The 24783-nt window shown below is 63.9% G+C and carries 20 protein-coding genes and 2 tRNA genes; 12 read left to right on the top strand and 10 right to left on the bottom strand.

Annotated features, from left to right (window positions below; translation table 11 throughout):
• The 8 genes from ACEUCR_RS05350 to ACEUCR_RS05385 all read right to left on the bottom strand — a co-directional run bounded on the left by ACEUCR_RS05350 (position 1) and on the right by ACEUCR_RS05385 (position 6049).
• Entirely contained in the window at positions 1 to 1002 is a 1002-nt protein-coding gene (locus tag ACEUCR_RS05350; protein ID WP_408788598.1) for a D-2-hydroxyacid dehydrogenase family protein, read from the bottom strand.
• A 96-nt stretch (positions 1003 to 1098) separates the two neighbouring features.
• Positions 1099 to 2394, bottom strand: coding sequence for a methyl-accepting chemotaxis protein (locus ACEUCR_RS05355; protein WP_408788601.1), 1296 nt, complete (start codon positions 2392 to 2394; stop codon positions 1099 to 1101).
• A 212-nt stretch (positions 2395 to 2606) separates the two neighbouring features.
• The gene (locus ACEUCR_RS05360; protein WP_392443216.1) at positions 2607 to 3071 is read right to left on the bottom strand and encodes a GNAT family N-acetyltransferase; all 465 of its coding nucleotides are present in this window, start codon (positions 3069 to 3071) and stop codon (positions 2607 to 2609) included.
• A gap of 69 nt (positions 3072 to 3140) precedes the next feature.
• The gene (locus tag ACEUCR_RS05365) at positions 3141 to 3590 is read right to left on the bottom strand and encodes a DoxX family protein (RefSeq protein ID WP_408788605.1); all 450 of its coding nucleotides are present in this window, start codon (positions 3588 to 3590) and stop codon (positions 3141 to 3143) included.
• On the bottom strand, positions 3587 to 4450 hold the full coding sequence (locus ACEUCR_RS05370) for an HvfC/BufC N-terminal domain-containing protein (RefSeq protein WP_111874862.1): 864 nt from the start codon (positions 4448 to 4450) through the stop codon (positions 3587 to 3589). The genes ACEUCR_RS05365 and ACEUCR_RS05370 overlap by 4 nt, the downstream gene beginning before the upstream one ends.
• On the bottom strand, positions 4443 to 5285 hold the full coding sequence (bufB, locus tag ACEUCR_RS05375) for an MNIO family bufferin maturase (RefSeq protein WP_408788608.1): 843 nt from the start codon (positions 5283 to 5285) through the stop codon (positions 4443 to 4445). The genes ACEUCR_RS05370 and bufB overlap by 8 nt, the downstream gene beginning before the upstream one ends.
• Before the next feature lie 59 nt (positions 5286 to 5344).
• Positions 5345 to 5602, bottom strand: coding sequence for a BufA1 family periplasmic bufferin-type metallophore (locus ACEUCR_RS05380; protein WP_041999815.1), 258 nt, complete (start codon positions 5600 to 5602; stop codon positions 5345 to 5347).
• A 246-nt stretch (positions 5603 to 5848) separates the two neighbouring features.
• Positions 5849 to 6049 carry a YbfA family protein gene (locus tag ACEUCR_RS05385; RefSeq protein ID WP_041999813.1) on the bottom strand — a complete coding sequence of 67 codons (201 nt, stop codon included), beginning with the start codon at positions 6047 to 6049 and terminating at the stop codon, positions 5849 to 5851.
• Between the two features lie 209 nt (positions 6050 to 6258).
• On the opposite strand from ACEUCR_RS05385, the gene ACEUCR_RS05390 reads away from it, so the two are divergent.
• Entirely contained in the window at positions 6259 to 6543 is a 285-nt protein-coding gene (locus ACEUCR_RS05390; protein ID WP_408788611.1) for a hypothetical protein, read from the top strand.
• A 98-nt stretch (positions 6544 to 6641) separates the two neighbouring features.
• Here the strand turns inward: ACEUCR_RS05390 and ACEUCR_RS05395 are convergent.
• Positions 6642 to 6715 (bottom strand) — tRNA-Cys (locus ACEUCR_RS05395).
• Positions 6716 to 6773: 58 nt separating this feature from the next.
• Positions 6774 to 6849: transfer RNA gene (locus tag ACEUCR_RS05400), tRNA-Gly, on the bottom strand.
• Between the two features lie 252 nt (positions 6850 to 7101).
• On the opposite strand from ACEUCR_RS05400, the gene ACEUCR_RS05405 reads away from it, so the two are divergent.
• The 11 genes from ACEUCR_RS05405 (at position 7102) to ACEUCR_RS05455 (ending at position 24568) form a co-directional block, all read left to right on the top strand.
• Positions 7102 to 10539, top strand: a complete 3438-nt coding sequence (locus tag ACEUCR_RS05405; protein WP_408788613.1) for an ATP-binding protein — start codon at positions 7102 to 7104, stop codon at positions 10537 to 10539.
• A gap of 157 nt (positions 10540 to 10696) precedes the next feature.
• Complete coding sequence (locus tag ACEUCR_RS05410; protein WP_408788616.1) at positions 10697 to 11194, top strand: hypothetical protein; 498 nt, start codon at positions 10697 to 10699, stop codon at positions 11192 to 11194.
• Positions 11195 to 11624: 430 nt separating this feature from the next.
• Positions 11625 to 13316 carry an ABC transporter substrate-binding protein gene (locus tag ACEUCR_RS05415; protein WP_408788619.1) on the top strand — a complete coding sequence of 564 codons (1692 nt, stop codon included), beginning with the start codon at positions 11625 to 11627 and terminating at the stop codon, positions 13314 to 13316.
• 949 nt (positions 13317 to 14265) lie between these two features.
• Entirely contained in the window at positions 14266 to 15948 is a 1683-nt protein-coding gene (locus ACEUCR_RS05420; protein WP_041999800.1) for an ABC transporter substrate-binding protein, read from the top strand.
• A 116-nt stretch (positions 15949 to 16064) separates the two neighbouring features.
• Positions 16065 to 17048 (top strand): ABC transporter permease, encoded by a 984-nt coding sequence (locus tag ACEUCR_RS05425; RefSeq protein WP_041999795.1) that lies wholly within the window; start codon positions 16065 to 16067, stop codon positions 17046 to 17048.
• Between the two features lies 1 nt (position 17049).
• The gene (locus ACEUCR_RS05430) at positions 17050 to 17961 is read left to right on the top strand and encodes an ABC transporter permease (RefSeq protein ID WP_041999792.1); all 912 of its coding nucleotides are present in this window, start codon (positions 17050 to 17052) and stop codon (positions 17959 to 17961) included.
• The gene (locus ACEUCR_RS05435) at positions 17958 to 18983 is read left to right on the top strand and encodes an ABC transporter ATP-binding protein (protein ID WP_408788622.1); all 1026 of its coding nucleotides are present in this window, start codon (positions 17958 to 17960) and stop codon (positions 18981 to 18983) included. Before ACEUCR_RS05430 ends, ACEUCR_RS05435 begins: the two co-directional genes overlap by 4 nt.
• A 10-nt stretch (positions 18984 to 18993) precedes the next feature.
• Positions 18994 to 19986: an ABC transporter ATP-binding protein gene (locus tag ACEUCR_RS05440; RefSeq protein ID WP_111874871.1), complete on the top strand. Its 993-nt coding sequence runs from the start codon at positions 18994 to 18996 to the stop codon at positions 19984 to 19986.
• 82 nt (positions 19987 to 20068) lie between these two features.
• Positions 20069 to 21835, top strand: coding sequence for a glycoside hydrolase family 9 protein (locus tag ACEUCR_RS05445; protein WP_408788625.1), 1767 nt, complete (start codon positions 20069 to 20071; stop codon positions 21833 to 21835).
• Positions 21828 to 22718, top strand: a complete 891-nt coding sequence (locus ACEUCR_RS05450; protein ID WP_111874873.1) for a BadF/BadG/BcrA/BcrD ATPase family protein — start codon at positions 21828 to 21830, stop codon at positions 22716 to 22718. Before ACEUCR_RS05445 ends, ACEUCR_RS05450 begins: the two co-directional genes overlap by 8 nt.
• Positions 22703 to 24568: a beta-N-acetylhexosaminidase gene (locus ACEUCR_RS05455; RefSeq protein ID WP_408788628.1), complete on the top strand. Its 1866-nt coding sequence runs from the start codon at positions 22703 to 22705 to the stop codon at positions 24566 to 24568. Before ACEUCR_RS05450 ends, ACEUCR_RS05455 begins: the two co-directional genes overlap by 16 nt.
• Positions 24569 to 24783: the final 215 nt, after the last annotated feature.

Consider the following 24783-nt stretch of genomic DNA (forward strand, 5'->3'; position numbering starts at 1 on the left):
TCACGCCGAGGGGGGCTCCTGCACGCGCCCCTCCCAGCCGCATGAAGGGTTCACCATGTTGACCGGGGCCCCGGCGGCGAAGGCGAGCAGGTTGTCAAACGCCTGTCCCAGATAGCACTCATAACTGTCCCGGGTGACATAGCCCAGGTGCGGGGTCGCTATCACGTTGGCCATGGCGAGCAGGGGATCCCGGCCCAGGGGCTCCTGCTCGAACACGTCAAGGGCGGCAAAGCCGGGTCGCCCGGCCGAAAGGGCCGCCAGCAAGGCGCCGGGGGCCAGCAGCTCGGCCCGGCTGATGTTGACCAGCAAGGCATCTGGCTTCATCAGCGCCAGCTCGGTCTGTCCCACGCAGTGGCGGGTCTGGTCGCACAGGCGCAGATGCAGGCTGAGCACATCGCTCTGCCCAAACAGCGCCTCCCGACAGGGGGCGGCGAGATAGCCCGCCCCCTCTGCCGCCTCCCGGGACGCCTCGCTGCCCCATACCAGTACCCTCATACCAAAGGCCTGGCCGAAGGCGGCCACCTTGCGCCCTATCTTGCCAAACCCCCAGATGCCCAGGGTCAGCCCCGACAAGGAGCGCCCCAGTCCCAGGGGGCCGCTCTGCTGCCACTGCCCCTGCCTGAGCCCATGCCAATAGGCGGGCAGGTGCCGACTCGCCGCCAGGATCAGAGCCCAGCAGAGCTCGCTCGGCGCCACGGGGGATCCGCTTCCCTCCACCACCAGCACGCCGTGACGGCTGCAGGCGGCGAGATCCAGATGCTGGCTCACCTTGCCGGTCTGGCTGACCAGTCGCAGCCGGGGCAACCGGGCGAGCAGGCGCTCATCGATCCGGGTGCGCTCGCGGATCAGCACCAGGGCCTCGAACGGGCGCAGCCGCTCCACCAGCTCGGCCCGGCTCGCGGCCGGGGTCCGAAACAGGGTCACCTCGTGACCCGCCAGCTTGTCAAAACAGGCCAGCGTCCGGCTGGCTTCCTGGTAATCGTCCAGTATGGCTATCTTCATCCCTGCTCCCCGGGGCGCCTCCCCCATAAAAATGCCGGTCAGTGACCAGCATCATATCCATCTGGCGACATTTCAGCCAGGGCGCCACGACCGCGCTCAGAGGGAGAGGGCGGACACCGTCTGGGAGACCCGGCTCGCCTCCTCGCGGATCTCTGTCATCAACCTGTCCACGCCGGCTATCTGCTGCTTGCCGAGCTCGGCGCTGCCCGCCACCCCGGCCATGTCCTCGGTCACCCTGGCGGTCAGCTCCCGGTTCTTCTGCACCACCCTGGCTATCTCGTCGGTGGAGAGGCTGGTGCGGGCTGCCAACTGGCGCACCTCGTCGGCCACCACCGCAAAGCCCCGCCCCTGCTCCCCGGCCCGGGCCGCCTCGATGGCGGCGTTGAGGGCCAGCAGGTTGGTCTGATCGGCGATGGCACTGATGGTCGAGACGATGGCCTCTATGCTCCTGGACTGCTCGTTGAGCTGAGCGATGAGGGCGCTGGTCTCATCCACCCGGGTGGCGATGAGAGAGGAGGTATCAACCACGGCGCGCAGCAACCCGGCCCCCTCCTCTGCACTGTGCAGTGTCTCCTGTGCCGTGCTGTGGGCGAGCCGGGCCGCTTCCCGGGTGGCATGGCTCTGATGAATGCGGGCCGTGATGTCGCTGGCGAATTTCACCACCCTGACCACCTTGCCGCCCTCATCCCGGATCGGGTTGTAGGTGGCCTCCAGCCAGATGGCGTCTCCCCGGCTGTTGTAGCGCATGAAGAGACCGGACTTGAACTGGCCCCGGGCCAGCTCCTCCCAGAAGTGGGGCTGTTCGCGCCAAAAGGCCTCGTCGCAGAAGATCCTGTGATGCTTGCCCACCAGCTCGCTCAACCGATAGCCCATGGTGTCCAGGAAGTTGGCATTGGCATCGAGGATCTCGCCGCCCGGGGTGAACTCGATGATCGCCTGAGAGCAGTCCAGTGCCTGGGCCAGCGCCTCCAGCCGTTGCAATTGATGATGGCGCGCCGTCACGTCGCGGGCAATCTTGAGTACCCGGGTCACCCTGCCCTGCTGCTGCACCGGGAAATAGCTTGCCTCGAGCCAGCGGGTCTCCCCTCGCTGGTTGACGCGCTCGAAGATACCGGACTGGGGCTGCCCCTGGGCGAGGCGGCGCCAGAACTGCTGCTCGTCGCCAGACTTGTCCATCCCTCTGGGACAAAGCAGGCTGTGGTGGCGCCCCGGCAGTTCGCCTGTGCCATACCCCATGAGCGCCAGGAAGGAGGGGCTCGCCTCCAGGATCTCCCCGTCCGGACTGAAGAGGATGGTCGCGGCGCCCCCCTGGATAGCCTCGACTATGCTCTGCGCCTCATCGAGTCGGGTCTGACAAGCCTGCAACTGTCCCTTGAGTTTGTGATTGAACATGACGCTTCTACCTCGTTGACGGTCCGGAGTGGCACCCAGCCCCCAGTGCTCCTGATGGCCCTGGCTCGGTGGTCAGAGCTCTTTGCAGGGTGCGGGCGCGCAGTGTATAGAAAAGCGACTGTGTCGCCAAGAGCGTCAGTACGAGGCAGGATCCCGTCGGGATCAGGGTGAAAAGCCGGCGTCGGGATCAGGGTGAAAAACCGGCGTCGGCATCAGGGGGTTAGGGAGCACTCCAGGCAGGCCGGGTTACCCGAAAAACCGAATGTTTCGTACAGTGCTCGTCCCTGGTCGCTGGCATGGAGCCACAGCTTGCCCAGCTGCTGTTCCCTGGCATGGGTCACCATGGCATGGAGCAGAGCCCTCGCCATGCCGCGCTTGCGCCAGGCCGGCCGGGTGTAGAGGTTGAGCAGATATCCCTCCCGCCCCGCCAGATTGCCCGGATAGGGTGGCCGCACGAAGAGGGCCAGGGTGGCGCACGCCACCGGTTCGCCCCCCTCTTCCACCAGCCAGGTGCGGGCGCTGCCCTCTTGCTGCGCCTGGATGAAATAGGCCTGCGTCGCCTGTCTGAGGGCGGGATCGGCATCCGGTTGCGCCAGCTCCCCCAGCTCGCAAAACAGCGCCATGCGCAGATCCGTCAGGGCTGGAATATCGGCGGCCAGGGCCTCGCGAACCATCATGCCTCTCTCCTTGGGTGCATCACCATGATGACAAGAGGGGCGCCATGGCCCCTTCATTTGGCCCCCACCTTAATGGCCGCCACGCCCCCTGGCAAGGCGCCAGCTGTCCAGCGCCAGGGGGCCTGCGCCCCACACCACCAGGGTCAGCAGCATCCAGCCCCACAGCTGGTGATCGTAAAAGCCCCCGGCCCAGAGGGTGGGATAGGAGATGACCGCCATGGCGTTGAAGCCGAACAACAGCAGGGCGGCGGGCCGGGTAAAGAGACCAGCCAGCAGGAAAAGCGGCAGCAGCAGCTCGGTCGCCGTGCCCAGATAGGCCGCCCACAACCAGGGCATCAGGGGCACCTGATACTCGAACTCGAACAGATAGAGGGTGCTGTCCCAGGCCGTGAACTTGAGCCAGCCGGCCCTCAGGAAGATGACGGCGACCCAGAGCCTGGCCAGCAGCAGCACCGCCCCCGCCAGAGTCCCTTGCCAACGTTCGGCCAGTTGCTGGCCCCGTGCGATCCATGCTCTCATCGACTCTCTCCTTGTGTGTCGGCGACCCCGGCATGACCGGGCCCAGTCTCGGCCAATGGCATGGCGGCAGATGGCCCAGCGGCGGGCTCATCCTCATCTTGTGAAAACCCCACCAGCAATCCCCGTCTCACCAGGGCTGGCAGCAGGGTTGCCAGCTCGGGCTCATCGTCGAGGGAGGCCAGGTTCGCCCCCCGCTGGCAGGCATGCAGCAGCCGATAGTGCCCCTCTTCCAGGGGCAGGGGCACCACGCTGAAATCCGGCTGTTTTTGCAGGGCGAGCCAGCAGGGGGCATCGGGATCCGCGGGGAGATCCCCTTGCGCCAGCGCCATGCGCCACAATCCGAGCACATCGGCGCGGCAATGGAGCAGGGTCAGGTTGTCGGCCAGCAGGAGTCGTACCCGCCCCCAGGCCTCAGGGGCCAGGGCCGCCAGCGCCTGTGCCGGCCAGCGCCGCGTCTCGGGCGGCAGCAGGGCGGTGCGCTCCAATTGCCACTCGAACATCGCCAACTCGGGCAACCAGGGCAGGTGCGCCGTGGTCGGCAACCCGCGAAGCCAGTCTGCAAACCCGGCGCCATAACCCATGACGTTCCCCTCCTGGAGGGGAGCGGCCAGGATGAAGCCGCGGGCGGCGGCATCGAAGAATGCCTCCCCGACCATGGCACGGGTCGCGCCATAGGTCGCGGCCAGCACCTCGGTGAGACTGAGGATGAAGTTGTTGCGATAGAGCTGCAGCAGGGCCTCGGCCGTGAAGCGGCCCGGCATCACCCGGGCAGCGACCTCATCGGAGATCCCCAGCTGGCTGGCGGCAAACGCCCGTTGCAGGCCGAGCAAATCCGGCTCATGGTCCAGGGAGTCAGACATGGCTCGGCTCCTTCCCCTCGGCCAGGGCCGCTTCCAGGATGAGGCTGGCCTTGTCCGCCTCGGCGATAAGCACGGGCAGGGCCGGGATCTCGCTGTCCCATTCGATCAGGGTCGGCCGGGGGCCCCAGGCACAGAGGGTGCGATAGAGGGCCCAGACGGGGTCGGCCACGGGGCAGCTGTGGGTGTCGATATAGAGGTGCCCTTCGGGGAGCACCTTGTCGGTAAAGCCGGCCAGATGGATCTCCTTGACCGTCGCCAGATCGATGGCGGCCAGATAGTCGGCGCAGGAGAAGCCCTGGTTGAAGGCACTGACATGAAGGTTGTTGAGGTCGAGCAGGATGCCGCAGTCACTCTCTTGTTGCAGCCGGGCCAGAAATTCCCACTCCGGCATCTCCCCCTCAAATTGCAGGTAGGAGGAGGGATTCTCGATGAGCAGCTCGCAGCCCAGCAGATCCTGCACCCGCCTCACCTTGTCGCTCATCCTGGCCAAGGCGGCCCGGGTGTAGGGCATGGGCAGGAGGTCATTGAAGTAACGGCCATCCACGCTGCCCCAGCTCAGGTGCTCCGAGACCCTTACCGGCTTGACACAGGCCACCAGGGCACGCAGCCGGGCCAGATGGCCAGGGTCGAGGGGATCACTTGACCCCAGCGACATGCCGATGCCGTGCAGACTGACGGGGTAATGTTCGGCCAGGGCCGCCAAGACGGCGAAGGCACGACCGTGGGGCTCGAAATAGTTCTCGCTGTGGACCTCAAGCCAGCCGACGGCGGGCCGGGTCGCCAGCATGACATCATAATGGGGCGGGCGCAGACCGATGCCGATGGCGCTGTGCATGGTTTCTCTCCTCATCTGACCCCTGGGGTGGCGTCATGACGGCGCCACCCCATGAGTGCTCACTTCGGCTGCAGGCTGCCACCGGCGAGTTTTTCGCACAGTCCCTTGGGCATGACCACGAAGGCGTCCCCTGCGGCATCCGTCTTGGCGGTACCGGCGCAGGAGCTGGTCTTGGTCGCGCAATCATTCTGGCCCGCCTTGACGACGCCATAGCACTTCTCTTTCTCCTCGGCCGCCTGGGCGGGTGCGGCCATAAACTGGCTACCCAGGGCCAGCAGGCCTGTCATGGCACAGGCGTGAGCGATCGATATCTTCATGTTCAGCTTCCTTATCAATAGAGAGGTCGACGGGTGGATGAACCGCGGCGCGGATCACTCTATAGAACCGGCCCCGGGCCACAACGCTTTCAGTCCGGCCCCTTCTCAAGGGCAAGCCCCTTGCTCTGCGCCCAAGGAAGTCACGCTAATCCGCTGTTTTTAAACATGAAAAAAAGAAATAAAAAAAGGCAGCCCATGCTGCCTTTTTTCGCTTTGTCGTTTGCGCGTCGCCCTCTTCTACCGGAGTCAGTAGAAGATGCGCTCGCCCCGCTCGCTCATCTTCAGCCAGACGGGTTTGGTGCTGGTCTTGCACCAGACCCGGTGCAGATAACTGTAAAAACGGGCCCGATCGCGACGAAACAGCATGACGGGAAACGCCAGCACGCCGACCAGGAGCACCAGGGTACGACGCACAAGGATGTGTATCAGGGAGAAGGGATGAAACATGATGGAACGCCTCACTGGTAAGACCACTGAACAAAGTTTACGCCAAACGTTGTTGGATTACTACACCATTTTCCCTTTCATGGTCAACCATCTCCATCCAAGGCTAAACATGAGTATAAATTACGTTTTTTAACGAAAATACAACACAACTTGTCAAGGCCGGATCCCTTGACCAGAGTTAGCATAGAGACGGCAGGGAGGTATGACGCATGAAGGTGGGCAACCTGATGATCCTGGTGCTGCTCGCCCTCCTGGCCCATGGCGAATGGCAAGAGTGGCGCGGCAATCTCGATGACAGGATAACCTTCGCTGACAAGGGGGTACCCAGCGTCAGCCTGTGGCAATGTGGCCTGCTCAAGCAGCAGATGGCCGAACTGGAGGAGAGACGGATGCCAGCGTCGTCCATGCCGCAGCAGGAGGCAGAATCATTGCAACGCTATCTGGCCGGCAAATGGCAGACGCTCGGGTGTGAATTCTTGCTGGAGCAGGGATAACGAAGGAGAGGACAAAGGGGACGTCTTGCAGAGATCGCAAGGGGATGGCAATAAACCGTCTTTGTTCTTGGAAGCACAGGGAAAAAGGAGGAAGAAGATGGAGGCACGTTCCGGAGTCGAACCGGACTAAACGGATTTGCAATCCGCTGCATAACCGCTTTGCTAACGCGCCACACGGTCAAGGGCAACCCTTGAATTGACATCTCATCCTTGGTGTCGATGAGATAATTTGGAGCGGGAAACGAGACTCGAACTCGCGACCCCGACCTTGGCAAGGTCGTGCTCTACCAACTGAGCTATTCCCGCCTGAACCATGCTGTCCGGTCTTGCCTGACAACGAGGCGCATTATACGTACCCCGAGACGCAGCACAACCCTTTTTTGCGGCTTTTCCCCCTCTCCCCCACCGTTTGCTCAGGCTTTATTCGCTTTGCGTAAAAAAAGTGCGCCCCCTGTGACCCCACAGGCGAAATTTGGATAAAGCCATTGAAATGACTACTCTTTGGCCCGAGACTGCCGTGGTTACTAACTGGCTTCTCAATTGAATGAACTGTTCACGATGAAATGGATCTTCAAGGCGCGCGGACTCAAGACCCAACTGATGCTGGCGTTTTTCATGCTGGGCATGGTGCCCTTTCTGGTGGTCGCCCTCTTCTTTCTTCATACCCATGGCAAGGACCTCACCGCCCAGACCTCCAATCACCTGGTGTCGGTGCGCAACATCAAGAAGAGTCAGCTGGAAGACTACTTCGCCAACCTCAAGGCCCAGATCCTCGCCTTCTCCCAGCAGGACTTTGCCGGCAACAGCATAGGGCGCTTCTACGGCTTCACCGGCGCCTTCGAAAAATTGGGCACCACGCCCCAGGCCGCCCGTCAGCGCGCCCAGCAACGCTATATCACGGGATCCTGGGATCAGCTGCGCAAGCCCGACAGCCAGAGCGCAGACATAGAACCCGCCATCAGCGCCCTCATACTGGCGGACGAGATGTATGGCCGGGTTCATCAGCGTTTTCACCGCGGCTATGCCGACATGGTGCGCAAGTCCAACTACAGCGACATCTTCCTCATCGACATCAACGGCGATGTGGTCTACTCGGTCACCAAGCGCGCCAACTTCGCCACCAACCTGCTGTCTGGCCCCTACCAGGGCAGCGGCCTTGGCCACACCTTCACCCGCATCAAACGCCGTCTCGACAGCGGCGAGGCGCCCCAGCAGATCTTCGAGTTCACCGACTTTGGCCGCAACGAGCTGACCGGCGAAGTGGTCGCCTACCTCGCCACCCCTGTGATGCAATATGACTATGTGCGCGGCGTGGTCATCTTCGAGCTGCGCCCGGACAAGCTCAACGAGATCATGGGGGAGCGGGAAGGACTGGGAGAGACAGGCGAAACCATCCTGATCGGCCCGGACAAGCGGATGCGCGCCGATGCCTGGCTGGCGCCGGATTTCAGCGTGGAGAAGAGCTTCTCCCCCGATTTTCGTCCCCCCGAGACCCCGCTGATCCTCAAGGCGCTCTCCGGGGAGCAGGGTGTGGGCCTGTTCGAATCTTACCAACGGGACGAGGTGCTGGCCGCCTACACCCAGGTCAAGGTATTCGACACCGAATGGGCCTTCATCGCCGAGATCTCGACCCGGGAGGCCTATGATCCCATTCGCAAGCTGGAGACCCTCTCCCTGCTGCTAGGGCTGAGCTCCCTGGTGCTGTTGATCCTCTTCTCCCGCTGGCTCTCCAACTCCATCACGGCCCCCCTGCGCTCCCTCACCGCCGCCGCCGAGCAGGTGGCCGATGGCGCCCTGGATCACCCCATCGCCATCCCCCGCACCGAGGATGACATAGACCGCCTCGCCCAGGCGTTTCGCCACATGCAGCGCTCGGTGAAGGAGAAGATAGAGCTGATCGAGCGTCAGACCCTGGAGCTGCAACAGCAGGTGAAGCTGACCCACAAGCAGAACCTCAGCCTGCAACAGGCGGACAAGCTCAAGGATGAGCTGCTGGCCAACACCTCCCACGAGCTGCGCACCCCCATCCATGGCATCAAGGGAATGGCGGAGGCCATGCTGGCAAGCCGCCAGCAGCTGACCGACGGCCAGCAGCAACAGCTCGGCCTCATCATCAAGAGTGCCGACGGCCTGGCGCGCCTGGTGGACGATCTGCTCGATTACCATCAGATGCGCTACGGCCAGCTGGAGATCCACTCCCGCCCGGTCAACCCCAAGGGGGTGGTGCGGCTGGTGCTGGATCTCTGCCAGCACCTGGTGCAGGCCAAGCCGCTGACCCTGGTGGACATCACCCCGGACGAGCTTCCCCCCGTGCTGGCGGACGAACAGCGGCTCGAACAGGTGCTCTACAACCTGGTGGGCAACGCCATCAAGTACACCCCCCAGGGCAAGGTGGTGCTGAGCGCCAGCCAGGATGCGCAGGGACTCTGGATCAAGGTGACGGATACCGGCATCGGCATAGCGCCGGACAACCTGGAGCACATCTTCGAGCCCCTGGTACAGATGAGCCACGAGGCAGGCAAGCAGGGGGCCGGCCTGGGCCTATCCATCACCCGCCAGCTGGTCGAGCTGATGGGGGGCAGGCTGACGGTGCAGAGCGAGCCCAGCGTCGGCTCCACCTTCAGCGTCTGCCTGCCCCTTTCCCATCAGGATGCCCTGCCCGCCCCCGGCGAGCCTCGCCCCAAGGAGCTGGCCCTGGTGCGCCACGTGCCCCTGAGCCTGCCCGAATGGGAGAGCGAAGATCTGCCGCCCCCCCCTCCTGGTGCCCCCCTGCTGCTGGTGGTGGATGATGAGCCCATCAATTTGCACATACTGCGCCACCTCCTGCAGCCCTGCGGCTATCGCATACTGCCGAGCAGCGACGGCCACGACGCCCTGGCCAAGCTGGCGAGCGAGCCGGTGGATCTGGTGCTGCTCGATGTCATGATGCCCACCCTGTCGGGGTTCGATGTCTGCCGGCGCCTGCGCCAGCAGAGCCCCAAGGATCAGCTGCCTGTGCTGCTGCTCACCGCCCTCAATCAACCCAAGGAGATAGAGGAGGGGTTCAATGCCGGCGCCAACGACTATCTGGTCAAACCCTTCTGCAAGGAGGAGCTGTTCGCCCGGGTACGGGCCCTGCTCGAGGCGAGACAGGGACGGGCCACCCTGGTGGAGAACCGTCTGCTCAAGCAGGAGATAGAGCACAGGCTGAGCCTGCAGGAGAGCCTGCGCCAGGATCAGCAGCGGCTGCTCGCCCTCATCAGCGAGGGAGGGGATGCCATGGCCTTCATCGACGAGCAGGGAGTAGTGCTGTTTGCCAGCCGCGCCCTGGCCACCCGCCTGGGCCAGGAGCCCGAGGCCATGGAGGGACTGCCGCTGGACGAGTGGCTCAGCCAGCCCCTGGCCGAGCAGTGGCCGGACATGGCAAGCCGCACCGAACAGAGCCTGGGATTCTGCGTGGCCGGCCAGAGCGAATCGACCCTGGTGCGGGCCCTGCCCATCCGCCTCAACGACCGTCATGCCTACGCCCTCATCTGCAATCAGATAGCGCCGGATGAATACAGGATCACCGCCCTGGAGAACGCCCTCAAGAGTCTGTCCCGTCAGGCCATCATTGAAGACGATCACCTGCTCGGTGAGCTGAGCCGGCTCGGGGGCGAGTTCCGCTCCCTGGCCGACAACCTGATCCGCCAGCAGGATGAGGATCCCCTGCGCCACGCCCTGGTCGATACCATGCGCCTCGCCCTCGATGCCTGGCAGCAGAGCACGGGCAAGGGCAAGATAGTGCTGGCCGAGAAGAGCAAGCTGTGGCGCGTCTACATGGACAGATCCAGTCCCCAGACCCGCACCCTGGACAAGTATCTGAGCCTGGATACCCTGCCCAAGGCGCCCCGCTGGAAGACGGTGATCGCCACAGCCGAGTACGTGCTCAAACAATGCCCACTCGGCGAGGCCCAGCGCCAGAGTCTGAGCCAGAGCGCCCAGCTGCTGCGCCAGCTCGCCCACCGCAAGGGGTGATCCCGAGCCGGGGCGGCTCCTGCCACGCCGCCCCGGCCCTGCCCTCCTCTCCACCAGGCTCCCTTATCCAGGCCCCTTCGGTGAGGTGCGGTGCATCAGGCCCACGGTGGTGGCCCAATTGGCCTGCCAGCCCAGCCTTCCCCTTGCCGCAGCCTCGTTGTCGCCCAGCCATGGCAATCGACGCCCCCGCCGCGCCCTGATCCTGCCCACCATCAGGACCTTGGCACCGCCGTGCTGCGCCTTGCCCACCATCAGTTTCAGCTTCCGCGTCGGCAATGGCTGTCATACCCGCTACCGCGCCATGATCCAGCCCACCATCAGGACCTTGGCGCCGCCGTGCTGCGCCTTGCCCACCATCAGCTTCGGCGTCGGCAATGACTGTCATACCCGCTACCGCGCCATGATCCAGCCCACCATCAGGACCTTGCCACCGCCGGGTTGCGCCTTGCCCACCATCAGTTTCAGCTTCAGCGTCGGCAATGGCTGTCATACCCGCTACCGCGCCATGATCCTGCTCACCATCAGGACCTTGGCACCGCCGTGCTGCGCCTTGCCCATCATCAGCTTCGGCGTCGGCAATGGCTTTCATACCCGCTGCGCCATCTGCGGCGGCGCGCTTGCCCTCACCCCCCTCCCTTTGCTGGCAAGCCCTTGACGGTCGGCGCCGCACCGGCTGGCACGCCGCCGTCATCGCCCGCCACCGGAGACGGAAGAGGAAGCGCCTCGCACGCCATCACGGCTCGCCAGAGAACAGGAACTCACAGGGTTTGTTCCCAGACAAAATGAAGATCCCGTGAACGAGGAAAAACCGTACGGATATCCGTCACATTATCGTCAAGATCCTATGCCTTCACTGCGCTTTTTACGCGAAAACAATTAACCTAATGCATTGATAATGAATGGATAAATTCATTATTTGACGATATTGACGTCGAAGGGAGGATTTTTACGATATCGACGTGACGATTGAATGTTTCTTTCTTGTTAAACCTGCTTAGCTAGAGGGGGGTCATACAGACCCCAGACTGAGGTCGGGTGCCCCTTGGCATCCCCTCACAGGGACGTTCACATAACAAGGAAACACTATGCTTGCCAACCTATCCCGGGTCGCCACCGCCTGCATGATGGGGAGCCTGATGCTCGCCGCCCCCCAGCTCCATGCCGCCGACGGCACCACAGACAACAAGACTGTGCTGACCCTGGTCGCCCAGCAGGAGACTGCCTGGGTCAAGAACTTCAACCCCTTCCTCCAGGCCGGGCTGCTGCATACCACCAAGGAGTTCATCTACGAACCCCTGGTCATCTTCAACGAGCTGCAGGGCGGTCGCCCCGAGTTTCGCCTCGCCACCCAGTACGAATTCAGCAAGGATCTCACCTCGGTCACCTTCGATCTGCGCCAGGGGGTCAAATGGTCCGATGGTGAAGGCTTCGATGCGGACGACGTGATCTTCTCCTTCAATCTGGTCAAGGCCCACAAGGCCCTGGATGAAAGGGCCATCTGGACCCAGATCTCCGGGGTCGAGAAGCTGGACCAGTACAAGGTCAAATTCGACCTGGTCCGGGTCAATACCGGGGTGGTCAACCAGATAGCCCTGGTGCCCCTGGTGCCGGAGCACCAATGGAAAACGGTGAAAGACCCGGTCGCCTTCACCAACGACCAGCCGGTCGGCACCGGCCCCTTCACCCAGGTGGACAACTTCTCCGCCCAGCTTTATACCCAGTGCCGCAACCCTCACTACTGGGACAACGCCAACCTGGCCATCGACTGCATCCGCATGCCGCAGATGGCCACCAACGACCAGGTGCTGGCCGCCGTCATGAAGGGGGATGTAGACTGGTTCGGCTCCTTCGTGCCGGATATCGAGCGTCTCTACGTCGGCAACGATCCCAAGCACAACAAATACTGGTTCCCCGCCTCCGGTACGGTCGCCTTCAACGTCAACTTCCAGACCAAGGATCCGGGCAACCACGAAGCCTTCAATGACATCAACTTCCGCCGCGCCTTCTCCATGGCCATGGACAGACAGTCCATGGTGGATATCGCCGGTTACGGCTATCCCACCATCAACGAATATCCCTCTGGCCTTGGCAAGCTGTTCGATAGCTGGAACAACCCAGAGGTGGATCAGAAGTACGGCAAGTTCAACAAGTTCGACATGGCCGCCGCCCAGGCGCTGCTCAAGCAGGCTGGCTACAAGGATTGTGACGGCGACAGCTTCCTCGATACCCCGAGCTGCAAGAAAATTGCGTTCAAGATCATAGTGCCCAACGGCTGGACCGACTGGGTCAACACAGTCCAGATCGGGGTGGAAGGACTCAAGGCCCTGGGGATAGATGCCAAGACGGCCACCCCGGAAGCCGCCGTCTGGACCGACAACCTGGTCACGGGTGACTTCGATGTGGCCCTGCAGGGTTACCTGACCGGCGCCAACCCCCAGAACTACTTCGAGACCGCCTTCCACTCCCGCAACATGGGTGAGCGCGGCAACCGCTTCGCGGCGCCCCGCTACCAGGATCCCGCCCTCGACAAGCTGATTGACGGCTTCAGCCAGACCGCGGATCTCGCCAAGCAGAAGGCCATCATGAACGAGATCCAGGAGCGGGTCGGGGCCAACCAGACCATCATCCCCGTCTACAACAACCCCACCTGGTATGAGTACAACACCAAGCGCTTCCATGGCTGGTTCAATGCCGACAACCCGGTCGCCAAGCCCCAGGTGCACAGCAACACCCCGGAGCGCCTGCTCCACGTGCTCGCCCTCAAGCCCAACGTCTGAGGCCGACTCTCCCTGCACACGGGCCCCTCACGGGGCCCGCTTTCATGGCGCCCGCCGCCATCCCGGATACGCCCGTGCCCCCCCTCCCCCTGGCGCTGCCATGGCCCCTGGTCCCGGCGTCGTGGGTCGCCGGAACCCCCGCCCTTGCTCGCAACACTCTTCCTGCCCATGGCACCTCCCTTGCCCGCGATGCTTGCCTTCCCGCCACACCCTGGTGGCGCCAGGCGCCACCAGGCCGGGACACGGCGACCGGCAAGCGGTGGCCATCGCCTACAGGCAAAAAGGCCTGGCCTGAGACGAAGGCCGAATCTGAATCTGAATCTGAATCTAAATCTGAGGCTGAGGCTGAGGCTGAGGCTGAGGCTGAGGCTGAGGCTGAGGCTGAGGCGATCAACCTGACACCCGCTTCCGGGGCAGCAAGGCCGGGCCTTGCTCTTAGGGCTCCCGACCCCAAGCTTCAACCTCACAAACCCCCTATTGCGCTCCCAGCCCTCCCCCCTCGTCAACACGCAGCGCCCCGCCCCGGCAGCCAACCGCCGCCATCAGCCCCTTTGTGTGAGCAGGAGCACAGAGTCAGAGGGTCTTTTGGCTCTTGTTTTTAGCGCCAAAAAAAGGGCGGCAAAGAGCAGAAAAAAGGGGGACGATCAGCTTCACACTATCGGCAGGCGTCGGGTTTTCCGCACCACTTGATGCTTGGCGTGAATAAATATAACTCTATAATTTAAAAGGATTTAAAAAACATTTTGACGAGAATGACGACGACTATTCAGTTTTTACGAAATCGACGAAATCAGCACTTGTTGTTCTTCTGTTAACTCTGCTTTGCTAGGGACGTTGGATGAGATAACGACAAGGGTGAAAAACCTGACCAACATCGAGGGCCGGTATCCAAGCATGGGATCCGGTGCTCCATTCCAAAACATGGAAGACCAATAAGAAAGGAAAAAATATGCTTGCCAAAGTATCCAAAATAGCCACCTCAGTCATGCTGGGAACCCTGATGATCGCTGGTGCCACCAGCAGCGCCATGGCCGCCGACAAGACTGTATTGACCCTGGTCGCCCAACAGGAGACCGCCTGGGTCAAGAACTTCAACCCCTTCCTGCAGGCGGGCCTGCTGCACACCACCCGTCACTTCATCTATGAGCCCCTGGTGATCTTCAACGACATGCAGGGCGGTAAGCCGGTGTTCCGTCTGGCCACCAACTATGCGTTCGCCGATGACCTGAAATCGGTCACCTTCGACCTGCGCGACGGGGTCAAGTGGTCCGATGGTGAAGCCTTCACCGCCGATGACGTCATCTACTCCTTCAACCTGGTCAAGGCCAACAAGGCCCTGGACGAACGCTCCATCTGGACCCAGATCAAGGGCATCGAGAAGCTGGGTGAGCACAAGATCAGGTTCGATCTGGCCGAAGTGAACACCAACGTGGTCAATGACCTGGTGCTGGTGCCCATCGTGCCCGAGCATCAGTGGAAAGCGGTGAAAGACCCGGTCGCCTTCACCAACGACAAGCCGGTCGGCACAGGTCCCTTCACCGAAGTGGACAACTTCTCCGCCCAGCTCTACACCCAGTGCCGCAACCCTCACTACTGGGACAACGCCAACCTGGCCATCGACTGTATCCGCATGCCGCAGATGGCCACCAACGACCAGGTACTGGCCGCCGTCATGAAGGGGGATGTGGACTGGTTCGGCTCCTTCGTGCCGGATATCGAGCGTCTCTACGTCGGCAACGATCCCAAGAACAACAAGTACTGGTTCCCCGCCTCCGGCACGGTCGCCTTCAACGTCAACTTCCAGAGCAAGGATCCGGGCAACAAGGAAGCCTTCAATGACGTGAACTTCCGCCGCGCCTTCTCCATGGCCATGGACAGACAGTCCATGGTGGACATCGCCGGCTACGGCTACCCCACGGTCAACGACTATCCGTCAGGTCTGGGCAAGGCATTCGCCTCCTGGGACAACCCGGACGTCGAGAAGAAATACGGCAAGTTCAGCAAGTTCGACATCGAGGGTGCCAAGGCGCTGCTCAAGCAGGCTGGCTACAAGGACTGTGACGGCGACAAGTTCCTCGATACCCCGAGCTGCAAGAAGATCGAGTTCAAGGTGCTGGTACCGAACGGCTGGACCGACTGGGTCAACACAGTCCAGATCGGCGTGGAAGGCCTGCAGGCCCTGGGTCTGAACGCCAAGACCTCCACCCCGGAAGCCACCGTCTGGACCGAAGCCCTGGTCACGGGTGACTTCGACGTCGCCCTGCAGGGCTACTTTGCCGGTGCCAACCCGCACAAGTACTTCGAGACCGCCTTCCACTCGCGCAACATGGGCGAGCGTGGCAACCGCTTCGCGGCCAACCGCTACAAGGATCCCGAGCTCGACAAGCTGATCGACGACTTCACCCAGACCGCCGATGCGGCCAAGCAGAAGGAGATCATGTTCGCCATCCAGGAAAAGGTAGGTGCTAACCAGACCATCATCCCGGTCTTCAACAACCCGACCTGGTATGAGTACAGCACCAAGCGCTTCAATGGCTGGTTCAGCGCCGACAACCCGGTCGCCAAGCCCCAGGTCCACCCGGACACCCCTGAGCGTCTGCTGCACGTGCTCTCCCTCAAGCCGAACAGCTAACCACCTCGGCCCCCTGCGGGGGGCCTTCTTCCCCGTCGCCCACCCATTGCCCGGATCTGCCGGGGTTGGGGTAGCTATGCCCGGCGCGGGGCAGGCTTGCAGTAAAAGGTATCATCATGGGATTTATACTAAGACGCTTCTCCTTCTATCTGGTCGCCTTCCTGGTGGCCGCCACCATTAACTTCCTGCTACCCAGAGCCATGCCGGGGGACCCCGTCTCCGTCATGTTTGCCCGGGCCGGCGCCATGATGGAACCCGCCGCCCTCGAGGCACTCAAGGCCACCTTCGGCTTTGTGGATGGCCCGATTGGCGCTCAATTTCTCACCTATGTGAAGAGTGTCTTCACCTGGGATCTCGGCACCTCGGTGCGTTACTACCCGCAGCAGGTTGCCGACGTGCTCGGTCGCGCCATCGGCTGGACCCTGTTCCTGGTGGGCACCTCCACCATCATCAGCTTTTCGCTCGGATCCATCGTCGGCATCTTCGCCGCCTGGTACCGGGGCGGTCGCATGGACAGCATCCTCTCCCCCCTCACCCTGGTGATGCAGGCCATCCCCCCCGTGGTGGTCTCCCTGCTCGCCCTCTTCCTGTTCGGCGTGAGCCTGGAGTGGCTGCCCATCGGCTACGCCTACAGCCCGGAGATCACTGCCGATTACGGCTGGGAGCACATCAAGAGCATCATGCTGCACGCCATCATGCCGGTGGGCACCCTGGCCATCGTCCAGATTGGCGGCTTCCTCATCACCATGCGCAACAACATGATCAACCTGCTGGGGGAGGATTACATCACCATGGCCAAGGCCAAGGGGCTCTCCAGCAACCGGGTCATCTTCAACTACGGCGCCCGCAACGCCATCCTGCCCAGCGTCACCGCCCTCTCCATGGCGCTCGGCTTCGTCATCGGCGGCTCCCTCATCACAGAGGTGATCTTCAACTACCCGGGCCTGGGCCTGACCCTCTATCAGGGCATACTGGCGCGCGACTACCCCCTCATCCAGGGGCAGCTGCTCATCATGACCATCACCATGCTCAGTTTCAACTTCCTGGCCGACATGCTCTACGTCTTCCTGGATCCCCGTCTGCGTACCGGAGGTAAATAAGATGCGTATGCCTACCATCCTCAAGATCCTGCTGGGCAACAAGAAGGCCGCCTTCGGTCTCGCCATCGTCGTCTCCTTCGTGTTGATGGCGCTGTTTGCCCCCCTGCTCGCCAGCAACGAGCCCACCAAGCGGGTCGCTCGCCCCCACCAGCCCCCCAGCGCCGAATACGTGATGGGCAGCACCCGCATGGGACACGACATCTGGGCCCAGTTCACCAACGGCGCCCGCATCTCCCTCATGGTGGGGTTCGGGGCCGGCCTGCTGGTCTGCGTCCTGGCCATCAGCATCGGCATCACCGCCGGCTACTTCGGCGGCCTCATCGACGAGTGCCTCACCTTCCTGATGAACGTCATGCTGGTGATCCCCGGGCTCCCTCTGCTGCTGGTGCTGGCCAGCTTCATCGGCGAAGCCTCCCCCCTGGTGATCGCCCTCATCATAGGGCTGACCTCCTGGGCCTATGGCGCCCGGGTCATCCGCGCCCAGACCCTGGCCCTGCGGGAGAAAGAGTTCGTCATCGCCGCCGAGGTGCTGGGGGAGCCGGCCTGGCGCATCATACTGGTGGAGATACTGCCCAACCTCATCTCTATCATCGGCGTGAGCTTCATCGGCTCCATCATCTACGCCATCGTCACCGAGGCGACCCTGGAGTTCCTGGGCCTGGGCGACCCCACAGTGGTGAGCTGGGGCATCATGCTCTACAACGCCCAGACCTCCAGCGCCATCCTGGTGGGCGCCTGGTGGGAAATTCTGGCCCCCTGCTTCGCCATCGCCACCCTGGGCGCAGGCCTGGCCATGCTCAACTTCGCCATCGACGAAATCGCCAACCCGCAACTGCGTTCCCACAAGGGTTTGAATCGCTGGAAGAAACTCTCAGCCCCGGCCCAGATCAACGTTCAGGAGAAGACAGCATGAAGCAGCAACCCCTGCTGTCGGTACGCAAGCTATGCGTCGACTACATCACGGAGAACGGCGACGTGCGCGCCGTCAATTCGGTCAGCTTTGACATCGCCCCCGGCGAAGTATTCGGCCTCGCCGGCGAGTCCGGCTGCGGCAAGTCCACGGTCGCCTTCTCGGTGGCCCGGCTGCACAAGCCGCCCGCCTACATCAGCGGCGGCGAGATCCTGTTCAAGGGAGAGAACATCCTCGCCTTCGACGACGAGCGGCTGCGCAGCTACCGCTGGCGCCAGGCGAGCGTGGTGTTCCAGTCCGCCATGAATGCCTTGAACCCGGTGCTGCGCATGGAGGAGCAGTTCTGCGACGTGCTGCAAGCCCACAATCCCGGCCTGACCCGCTACGAGGCGATCAAGCGCGCCCAGGAGCTGCTCGCCATCGTCGACATCCACCCGAGCCGGCTCAAGGATTACCCGCACCAGTTCTCCGGCGGCATGCGCCAGCGGCTGGTGATCGCCATCGCCATGGCCCTCAACCCCGAGCTGCTCATCATGGACGAGCCCACCACGGCGCTGGACGTGGTGGTGCAGCGGGAGATATTGCAGAAGGTCTATGCCCTGAAAGAGAAGTTCAACTTCTCCATCCTCTTCATCACCCATGACCTCTCCCTCATGGTCGAGTTCTGCGATCGCATCGGCATCATGTACGCAGGGGAGCTGGTGGAGGTGGCGCCGTCCAAGGCGATCCTGACCGCGCCCCTGCACCCCTACACCCGGGGGCTGGGCAACTCCTTCCCGCCCCTGCACGGCCCGAAAACCGTGCTGGAGGGGATCCCGGGCACCCCGCTCAACCTGCTGGAGGTGCCGGTGGGCTGCCGCTTCCAGGCCCGCTGCGCCAAGGTGCACGACCGTTGCCGCCAGGAGTACACCGCCCTGGCCGAGATCCGTCCCGGCCAGCAGACCGCCTGCCACCTCTATGCCGATGGCCTCGGCGACGAGCAGGCATCCGACCCTCTCATCTTCGCCAAGGCCGCTGGCTGTTAAGGAGTCTTCCATGCACATCGCCGATACCCAGGCTCCCATCATCCAGGTCGAGCACCTCTACAAGGACTTCGCGGTCAACTCCAACGCCATCAAGAGTGGCAAGATGCGGGCGCTGTCCGACATCACCTTCAACCTGCACCGGGGCCGCGCCCTGGCTGTGGTGGGGGAGTCGGGCTCGGGCAAGAGCACCATCGCCAAGATCATCGCCAAGATGTACAAGCTCTCCAGCGGCCGCATCCTCTATCGCGGCCGGGATCTGGAGGAGTTCAACAAGGGCACCGCCCTGCTGGACTACCGCCAGAGCGTGCAGATGGTGTGGCAGGATCCGTTCGGTTCGCTCAACCCGACCCACACCATCTATCACCACATCGCCCGCCCCCTGCTGCTGCACAGCAAGGTGCTGGACAAGCGGGATCTGCCGGACATGGTCCATGGTCTCCTTGAAAAGGTGGGGCTGACCCCGGCCAAGGCCACCGCCGCCAAGTACCCGCACCAGCTCTCCGGCGGCCAGCGCCAGCGGGTCAACATCGCCCGCAACCTGGCGGTGGAGGCCGAGGTGGTGCTGGCGGACGAGCCTACCTCCATGCTCGACGTCTCCATTCGCATCGGCATCCTCAACCTGATGGAGCAGATGAAGGATGAACTCGGGGTCTCCATGCTCTACATCACCCACGACATCGCCACCGCCCGCTACGTGGCCGAGGATCTGGCGGTGATGTACGTGGGCCACATGGTCGAATGGGGCGAGGTGGACGAGATACTGCACCACCCCCAGCACCCCTACACCCAGCTGCTCATCTCGGCGGTGCCCGACCCCGAGAAGAGCATCCACGCCGAGCTGGAGGGGGGGCGCAAGGGGGAGATCCCGCTCTGGACCCCGGAATCCCTCGGCTGCCCCTTCGCCGGGCGCTGCCTCCAGGCCATGGCCCGCTGCAAGGAGGCCATGCCGCCGGTCACCCGGCTCGCCGACAACCACTTCGTGCGCTGCTACCTGCACGAATAAGGGTGGCGGGCGGCCCGGCCGCCCGCGCCAGACTCCCGGGGGCTCCGTCATGCCCCCCTTTTCCCCGACGATAGAGGTATCGATGGAACTGCTTGTCAATCAGGTGGGTTACGAGTGTTCGGGCCCCAAGATAGCCCTGCTGCAGACCCGGCCCGGCCAGGTGCAGGAGGGGCTGGCCCGGCTGCTGCCCCTGACCGGTGGCCCCGCCCTGTTCGAGGCGCCGCTCACAGAGGAGATCAGGGTGCCCGGCTGGCGGGATCGCGCCTTCTGGTGCATCGACTTCGGCTCCCTGCGCCAGGAGGGAGACTACCGGCTCGAGGTGATCACCGCCCATGGCATAGTGCGCTCGGCGCGCTTTCACCTCGGCGAGCGGCTGCTGGTCCAGCGCTGCCTGTCCGATGTCATCCACTACTTCAAGGGTCAGCGTTGCAGCGGTCAGTATGACAAGGCGGACCGGGCCGCCCCCCTGTTTGGTCAGGATGGGCGCCGCGACGTGCACGGCGGCTGGTATGACGCCAGCGGCGACGTCAGCAAATACCTGAGCCACCTCTCCTACGCCAACTATCTCAATCCCCAGCAGACCCCCCTGGTGGTGTGGAGCCTGCTCAAGAGCCGGGCGCTGCTGGCCGGGGCAAGCGACATCGACAGCCTGAACCTCTGCAAGCGCCTCGAGGATGAGGGACTCCACGGCGCCGATTTCCTCTGCCGCATGCAAGATGAGAGCGGCTTCTTCTACATGACGCTGTTTGACAAGTGGAGCAAGGATCCCGCGCAGCGCGAGCTGTGCGCCTATGCCACCCAGCAGGGGATCAAGTCCGCCAGCTGGCAGGCGGGTTTTCGCCAGGGGGGCGGCATGGCCATCGCCGCCCTGGCCCGCGCCGCCCGGGCGGGCAGCTGCGGTGATTTCGACCAGCATCACTATGGCGAGGCGGCCAGGCGCGGCTACCTGCACCTGCGCGAGCACAACCTCGCCTATCTGGACGACGGGGTAGAGAACATCATCGACGACTACTGCGCCCTGCTGGCCGCGGTGGAACTGGGTCACACCTTCATGGCCAGGGGGGCAGACGACCAGCCACCCCAGGCCGCGGTCGAGCCGACCCACGGCGGCGGGGACGAGTGGCTGGCCGAGGCACGCCACTGGGCCGGGCGACTCTGCGCCCGGCTGCGCCCCCACGGGGAGCTCGGCCACTACTGGTCGGCCAACGACGACGGCTCTCGCCCCTACTACCACGCCGCCGAGGCCGGCCTGCCGGTGCTGGCCCTGCTCGAATACCTGGCCCTGGAGACGGACTCCGATCGCATCGCCGGGGTCGAACGCGTCGTGCGCCAGGCCCTGCTGGCCGAGCTGGCCCTGACCGCCCGCCCGCACAACCCCTTCGCCCTCGCCCGCCAGTATGTGAAGGGGGTCGGCGAAGAGGCGCGTATCAGCTTCTTCATGCCCCACCACAACGAGTCCGGCTACTGGTGGCAGGGGGAGAACGCCCGGCTCGCCTCCCTGGCCGCCGCCGCCTTCGCCGCCGCACAACGGCTGCCGGATATCGCCGCCCCCCTGCAGGCCCACGGCCAGCATCAGCTGGACTGGATCCTGGGGCGCAACCCCTTCGACGCCTGCATGCTGATGGGCCACGGCATCAAGAACCCCGCCTACACCGCCGGCTATCCCAATGCCCCAGGCGGCATCTGCAACGGCATCACCTCGGGATTCGAGGATGAGGCCGATGTCGCCTTCATCCCGGCAGAGTATAAGGACAGGCTGGATCAGAACTGGCGCTGGGGGGAGCAGTGGATCCCCCACGGCGCCTGGTTTGCCCTGGCCATCAGCTGGCAGGGGGTCCGTCATGGATAACCGGGATCAGGCCATCGCCTACTGGGTCGGCGTCGATGGCGGCGGCACCCATACCCGAGCCCGCATCCGGGATCGCAGTGGTGCGCTGCTCGGCGAGGGACGCGCCAGTGGCTCCAATCTGGAGCTGGGCATAGACGTGGCCCAGCGCCAGGTGCTGGCGGCGGTGCACGCCGCCATGGCGGCCGCCGGGCTGCCGGCGTCCGCCATGGGCCGGATGAGCGCTGGCCTCGCCATCGCCTCCGCCGAGCTGTACACCTGCTATCGCGACTTCCTGGCCCAGCCCCTGCCCTTCGCCGAGACCCGGCTCACATCGGATGCGTTCGGTGCCTGTCTGGGGGCCTTCGGCGGCGGCGAGGGGGCCATCCTCATCGCCGGTACCGGCTCGGTCGGGCTCCTGTTCCAGGGGGGCCTTATCCGCACCTGTTCCGGGCGCGGCTTCCCCATCTCGGATCTGGGCAGCGGCGCCTGGCTGGGGCTAAGGGCCATCCAGCAATCCCTGCTCTGCCATGACGGCATCCTGCCCCCCAGCCTGCTGGCGGTGCGCCTGCTGGATCACTTCAAGCGGGATCAGGCCGAGGTGGTGCGCTGGGCGGCCCGGGCGATCCCGGCCGATTACGGCCGCTTCGCCCCCTGGGTGTTCGAGGCGGCGAAGGACGAGGATCCCCTCGCCCTCGAGCTGCTGGCCCAGACCCAGGCCCAGCTCGACACCCTGATCCGCGGCATGCTGGCACAAGGCGCCAGTCGGGTCGCGCTGCTCGGTGGCATCGGGGAGCGGCTGCGACCGCGCCTGGGCCACCTTCCCCTTGTCACCCCGCAGGCGGACGCCCTGGAGGGCGCCATCCTCTTTGCAAAACAGAAGGAACTGCCATGTCTACACCCTTGATCACCATTGCCGTCCAGCGCCGCGATGAGGAGGATGTCTGGATCCTGTTGACCCTGGACAGGGTACCAAGCGAACCATGGCAGCTGCACTTCTGCCTCGGCCGTCACATCGATGCCAGCAGCCTGGAGGGGGGAGAGCTCATCCACCAGAGCGGCAGCTACAAGGTGATAGCGCCCCACCCGGGGAGCAGGGAGCTTGCCCTCTGCTGTCGCAAGACGGCGTTCAAGCGCCTCACCGACCTGCCCCAGGGCTTCTTTCTCAGCCTGCCCGAATCCAGGGAGGGAGCCCAGATCATGCCGGTCACCATAGCGGGCCAGGAGCTGGGTCTGGACTCCCCCGCCCCCGCCGGCAAGGAGCTGGCCGAGGTGGAGACCGAGCACGGCATAGTGCCGCAGCCCCGGCGCCTGGTGCGCCTCGAGGGCAACTTTCGCCTCGCCGAGCGGGCCCACGTCAGGGGGCCGGGCAACCTCGCGGCTCTGCTTGGCCACTTCAACGATCTGACCTCCCTCGCCCTGGAGCAGGACCATGACGCCGAGATAAGCCTGGTGCAGGGCGAGCTGCCCGCCGAAGGCTACCGGCTGCTGATCCGGCCCCAGGGCATAGAGATAGCGGCCGGGGATGTCGCCGGCTGGCGCCACGGCCTGGTGAGCCTGGCCCAGTGGTATCTGCAGCACGGGGAGAGCCTGCCCTGCATCGAGGTCGAGGATGCCCCCCGCTTTGGCCTGCGGGTCATTCACCTGGACTGCGGTCGCCACTTCCAGCCGATGGCGAGCCTCAAGCGCCTGCTCCGCCAGATGAGCCTCTACAAGTTCAACCGCTTCCACTGGCACCTGACCGATGACGAGGGCTGGCGCCTGGAGATCAAGGCCTTCCCGACCCTGACCGAGGTGGGCGCCTGGCGGGGCCATGGTCTGGCCATCGGTCCCCAGCTCAGCGGCGGCGCCGCGCGCTACGGCGGTTGCTACAGCCAGGCCGAGGCCCGCGAGCTGGTGGCATACGCCGCCAGCCTCGGCATAGAGGTGATCCCGGAGATCGACATTCCCGGCCACTGCCACGCCGCCATCAAGGCGCTGCCCGAGCTGCTCATCGAGCCTGAGGATCACTCCCGCTACCTGTCGGTGCAATATTTCGACGACAACGTGCTCAACCCGGCGCTGCCCGGCACCTATCACTTCCTCGAGCGCGTGATGGACGAGGTGTGCGAACTGTTCCCGAGCCCCTTGATCCACATGGGGGGGGACGAGGTGCCCCACGGGGTCTGGACCGACAGCCCCGCCTGCCAACGGCTGATGGTGCAGCAAGGTTACCAGGACATTCGCGAGTTGCAGGGGCACCTGCTGCGCCACTGCCAGGGCTATCTGGCCGCCAAGGGGCGCCGTATGGTGGGCTGGGAGGAGATATTGCAGGGGGACAAGGTGAGCCAGGAGGCCATCATCTGTGCCTGGACCAGCTTCCAGGCGGGGCTGGATGCCGCGGCGGCGGGCTACCCCGTGCTGATGGCCGCCGCCCAGTATCTCTACCTGGATCTGGCGTGCAGCGAAAACATAGAGGAGCCGGGACTCTACTGGGCCGGCACCCCCAACCTGGAGCAGGTCTACTCCTGCGATCCCGCTCCGGCCGATTTCCATGCCAACGATAACATCCTGGGGGTGCTGAGCCCCCTGTGGTCCGAGCTGGTACACACCCGTGACCGCCTCGACTATATGCTGTTCCCACGCATGCTGGCCACGGCGGAAGTCGCCTGGAGCCTGCCAGGTGACAAGGACTGGGGGCACTTCTGCGCCCGCCTGCCCGGTCAGCTGGCGATCCTCGACCAGCAGCAGGTGCGCTACCGCACGCCACAAAGGTAATGTTGTCACTCTCTTTGGCGGTCTGCGCGGCCGCCTTTTTTTATCCTGCCTCCAGCCTCCTGTTTACTTTTTTGCAGCAAAAGACATACACTCCGCGCGGCTTTTAACGTGCCATCTGGATACACTTTATCCGGCCCACCGTCACATCTCGTGCAAACAATCGTTAACATATTCCAATCGAAGCCGATATCCGTGACAGCGTTCGCCCCACATGA

Source organism: Aeromonas bivalvium (assembly GCF_046078285.1).
Taxonomy (GTDB): domain Bacteria; phylum Pseudomonadota; class Gammaproteobacteria; order Enterobacterales; family Aeromonadaceae; genus Aeromonas; species Aeromonas bivalvium.